The sequence below is a fragment of the Azospirillum brasilense genome, from assembly GCF_007827815.1.
Lineage (GTDB): Bacteria > Pseudomonadota > Alphaproteobacteria > Azospirillales > Azospirillaceae > Azospirillum > Azospirillum brasilense_C.
In genome coordinates, this window is record NZ_VITH01000032.1 from 1 (window position 1) to 4,194 (window position 4,194).

General features: G+C 66.0%; 3 protein-coding genes. All 3 read right to left on the bottom strand.

What is annotated here, in order from left to right; translation table 11 throughout:
• The coding region (locus FBZ83_RS31155; RefSeq protein WP_211101726.1) for an AIDA repeat-containing protein at positions 1-554 on the bottom strand (554 nt) is incomplete at its 3' end.
• A gap of 83 nt (positions 555-637) precedes the next feature.
• The gene (locus FBZ83_RS31160) at positions 638-1,939 is read right to left on the bottom strand and encodes an autotransporter strand-loop-strand O-heptosyltransferase (protein WP_145691160.1); all 1,302 of its coding nucleotides are present in this window, start codon (positions 1,937-1,939) and stop codon (positions 638-640) included.
• A gap of 132 nt (positions 1,940-2,071) precedes the next feature.
• Positions 2,072-4,194, bottom strand: a 2,123-nt coding sequence (locus FBZ83_RS32440; protein WP_186466243.1) for an FG-GAP-like repeat-containing protein, incomplete at its 5' end; no start/stop codon positions are given.

Consider the following 4,194-nt stretch of genomic DNA (forward strand, 5'->3'; position numbering starts at 1 on the left):
GCCGACACCACGTAGCTGGCCGCCCCGGTCAGGCCGCCCAGTTCCAGGATGCCGCCGCCGCTGAAGTCGATCCCCGAGATGTAGCCGCCCGAGGAAACCATCAGCGCGCCGCCGCGCAGCACGGTGTTGCTCGCCGTGTTGCGCGAGTAGACATACTCCACGCCGCCACTGCTGATCACCGTGCCGACCGACAGGCCGCCGGCCGAATAATAGACGCCGCCGATGTATTGGGCGCCGCCGGAGCTGACCACCGTGCCGCTGGCGACGCCGCCCGACGACACGTATTCCGCGCCTCCCGAGCTGATCACCGTTCCGCTGGCGACGCCACCCGACAGGATGGTCTGCGCCCCGGTGCTGCCGATCACCGTGCCCACGGCCACACCGCCCGACGACACGGTTTCGGAGCCGTACCAGTAGTCGGCGCGCGTTCCCGAGGTGACTCCGCCGGAGCTGACCGTTATGAGGCCGCCGGAATCGACCACCGTTCCAACAGCGCTGCCCCCCGCCACGGCGGTGAGCCTGCCGTTGCTGGTCACGAACGCGCTGCTGACCACGCCTCCGGATGTCACAGACAGCGTCGAACCGCTTCCGACCGTTATTCCCGAGGAGGTTTGTCCAATTCCGACGACAATATTGCTCATGTCCTTCTCTCCGATGGCATGCCCCCGGTCACGGGAGTGGGCATGGCAAAACCTGGAATGGTCCTGATCACCGCCTTCACCTGTTCAGCCGTGATCAGCTTCGTGCATTCGAAATGCTGTGGCGTGCCCTTGTGTTTTGGGCACCAGAAGAAATCCCTGTGGTCGAAACGAACCCGCGGATCGTTCCAGCAGCTGTTGCAGGCGTGGTAATTGATCACCCGATAGGGCGTATTGAACTCGTTGGTCGGGTGGGTGAATCCGCTGATCATCACCACCGGGGTTCCGGCCGCCCAGGCCAGCCACCCCAGTCCGCTCGACAGGCCGATGAAGAAGGCGGCGTGCTTCAGCCAGCGCGCCCGTTCCGTCAGCGGCCGGTCCCCGGTCTCATCCTGCGCGCCGTGCGGGATGTGGGTCCACATCAGCCCGTCGCCATGCACCGGCTTCTGATCGATGCACACCACCCGGTATCCGGCTTCCTTGAGAAAGTGGACCACCTCCCCCCAGCCGAAGGGGTTGTTCCAGTATTTGCAGCCACTCGAACTCTGCACCGCGATGCACACATAGGGTTCGGCCATGGGACGCGAGTCGTCGGCCAGCGCGATCAGTGGCGGGGTCTCGGCGGGGTCGACACCCAGAATATGGCCGGCGGTCCGGTGCAGTCCGACCAACCGGAAGTCGCAGGGCTGAAACACGTGATCGTCGTCGTTGAAGAACAAACCGATGTTGTAGGTGGCGTAATAGCGGGTCGGCTCGACTTCGTCGGGTGCGATCAGGTCGACTTCCGGATTGGCGGCCCGCAGCAACGGGATGATGCGCGCCGCCACGACGCAGGTGACCCGGCAGCCATGGCGTTGCTGGAAGCGGACGGCGTAGGGAAACCAGCCGAGCGTATCGCCCAGCGTGCCCACCGGAAACTGGATCAGGACCTCACGGCCGCGCGCGTCGTAGTCATGCGTCAGAACCTGCTTGTCGCCGTGCCAGACCTCCAGCCGGATCCGCAGGAAATAGCGTTTGGTGCTGTTGACGCGGCCTTCCTTCAAGACGCTTTCGAAAAGGATATTGCCGGTGTCGAGGTCGGACAGGCGGACCCGCCAGAGTTGCCGGCCTTCCGGCAGCAGCACGCGGCACCCATCGTTGAAGTCGTAGCGGAGGCCCATCGGGCCGGCTTGCGTCGGCAGTTCGGTGGGTGCGGAAAACGCACGATCGTCCACGCTCGACGCGGCTGATGCCGTCCCCAGGCCATCGGGGCTGGCATCAGCGCAGGCAGAACCATCAAGTGCTGGGGTTTCACCAATCATGTGTTGAGGACGCGTTTCCAGAGAGAATCGTTTCAGGGAACGGTCATACACATTTCGCGTTTTTCAATCAAGTTTGCATCAGTTTCAATTTTTTATGCCGCTGGCCGAATTCCCGACAACCTCGGCCGAGGCCTACAGCAACGCCCAATCGGTCTGCGGGGTGGCCGACAGGATCTGAGCGGACTGGACGGTGGTTCCGTTCATGGCCCAGAGCGACAGCGCGCCGGTGCTCTGCGAGCGCCACAGGATGTCGGTCTGGCCGTCGCCGGTGAAGTCGTCGAGCTTGGCGATCTGCCAGTCGAGCGAGCCGGGGCTGCCGACCGGCTGGACCCGGAAGACGTCGGTGCCGTGCATCTCCCACAGCGACATCGTGCCGGTGCTCTGCGAGCGCCACAGGATGTCGGTCTGGCCGTCGCCGGTGAAGTCGGCGGTGCCGGCGATCTGCCAGTCGAGCGAGCCGGGGTCGCCGACCACGCTGACCTTGGACACCTGGGTGCCGTTCATCGTCCACAGCGACATGTTGCCCTGCGAGGCCGAGCGCCACAGGATGTCCGGCCGGCCGTCGCCGGAGAAGTCCTCCACCGCGGCGATCTGCCAGTCGGTGGACCCCGGATCGCCGACCGCGCTGACCGCGGCCACGCTCGTGCCGTTCATCGTCCACAGCGACATGATGCCCTGCGAGGCGGAGCGCCACAGGATGTCGGTCTGGCCGTCGCCGGTGAAGTCCTGGGTGGCCGCCACCTGCCAGTCGGTCGAGCCGGGATCGCCGACCGCGCTGACCGCGGCCACGCCGCCCTGGCCGTCCATCGTCCACAGCGACATGATGCCCGCCGACTGCGAGCGCCACAGGATGTCCGCCTTGCCGTCGCCGGAGAAGTCCTTGAAGCCGGCCGGCCGCCAGTCGGTCGAGCCGGCGTCGCCCATGAAGGTCGCCGTCGCCTGCGCCCCGTTCATCGACCACAGCGTCAGGCCGCCCTGCGCGTTCTGCCACACCAAATCCGCACGACCGTTCCCGTCGAAGTCAAGGCGCGGCGCCGCCCCAGTCGGGGCCGAGACGGTGCGGTCGCTGAAGGCCAGACTCTCGATGCCCGTCAGCGTGTCGGTGCCGTCGGTGCCCAACCGGTCGCGGACCAGGAGGGTACTGCCCACGCGCGTAATCTCGTAGCTGGCGTAGGCGCCGCTGAACACCGCCGTGTCGTTGCCAGCCCCCCCTTCCAACGTGTCATTGCCGGAACCACCGCTCAGCAGGTCGTCGCCGTCGCCCCCGTTTATCAGATCGTTGCCGCCGGCACCGTACAGCGTGTCGGCGCCGCCATAGCCGTACAGCGTGTCGTTGCCGTCCTGCCCCTGGAGCCAGTCATTACCGGCGAAATAAGCGCCGTCGGTGGTGGTCCGGAGTTCCGCGATGGTCATCCCGACCTGATCCGCCTGACGGTATTGGACGAAGTCGGGCATCCCCGAGGACTTGTAGTAGGTCCCGATGTTGTCGACCGAGCCAGCAATGTCCGACAACTGGTTGCCGGTGAAGCTGCCGTTCAGGATCAGCCGGATCTGATCCGTGCCGCTCGTCTGGGCCAGAACGATCTGGGTGGCGCTGGCGGAGATGAGCGTGAAGTCAGCCAAGCCGATTTCCGTGCTGTAGCCGGCGTTGGTGCTGATGTAGTTGTGCTGCCCGACGACCGACACGATCTTGCCGGTCGCGGCGGCCAGGGTCACGGCGCGGTCGGTGAAGAACAGGGTTTCGACGCCGATCAGCGTGTCGGTCCCGTCGCTTCCCACAGTGTCCCGAACGATGACCGAGGTGCCGCTGCGCGTGATGGTGTAATTGGCGAAGGCGCCGCTGAAGACCGCCACGTCGTCGCCGCTGCCGCCGACAAGGGTGTCGTTGCCGGCCCCGCCGGTCAGGACGTCGTTGCCGTTCTCACCATAAAGCAGGTCGTTGCCGGCCCCGCCGTCGATCCAGTCATGGCCGTCTCCGGCGTAGACGGTATCGTTGCCCGCCAGGGCAGCGATGATGTCGGGGCCCGCCGTCGCGATGGCTCGATCGTTGGCGCCGGACGGTGCGGCATGATCATCCCCGGCGACGTGGATGAAGTCGTCGTTGGTGGTCCCTTGGGTGGTCGGCACCAGGATCACGGTGTCGTTGCCCTCGATGGCAACGATCAGGCCGTCGGCGGCGAAGGTGCCGTCGAGGGTCAGGGCGCTCTCGAAGCTGCCGTTGCCGTCGACGTCGATGGCCAGCGTGGTCACGCCGT

Coding starts and splice junctions, on each gene's coding strand:
- FBZ83_RS31160 (WP_145691160.1), bottom strand. CDS start 1,939: ATGATTGGTGAAACCCCAGCACTTGATGGTTCTGCCTGCGCTGATGCC.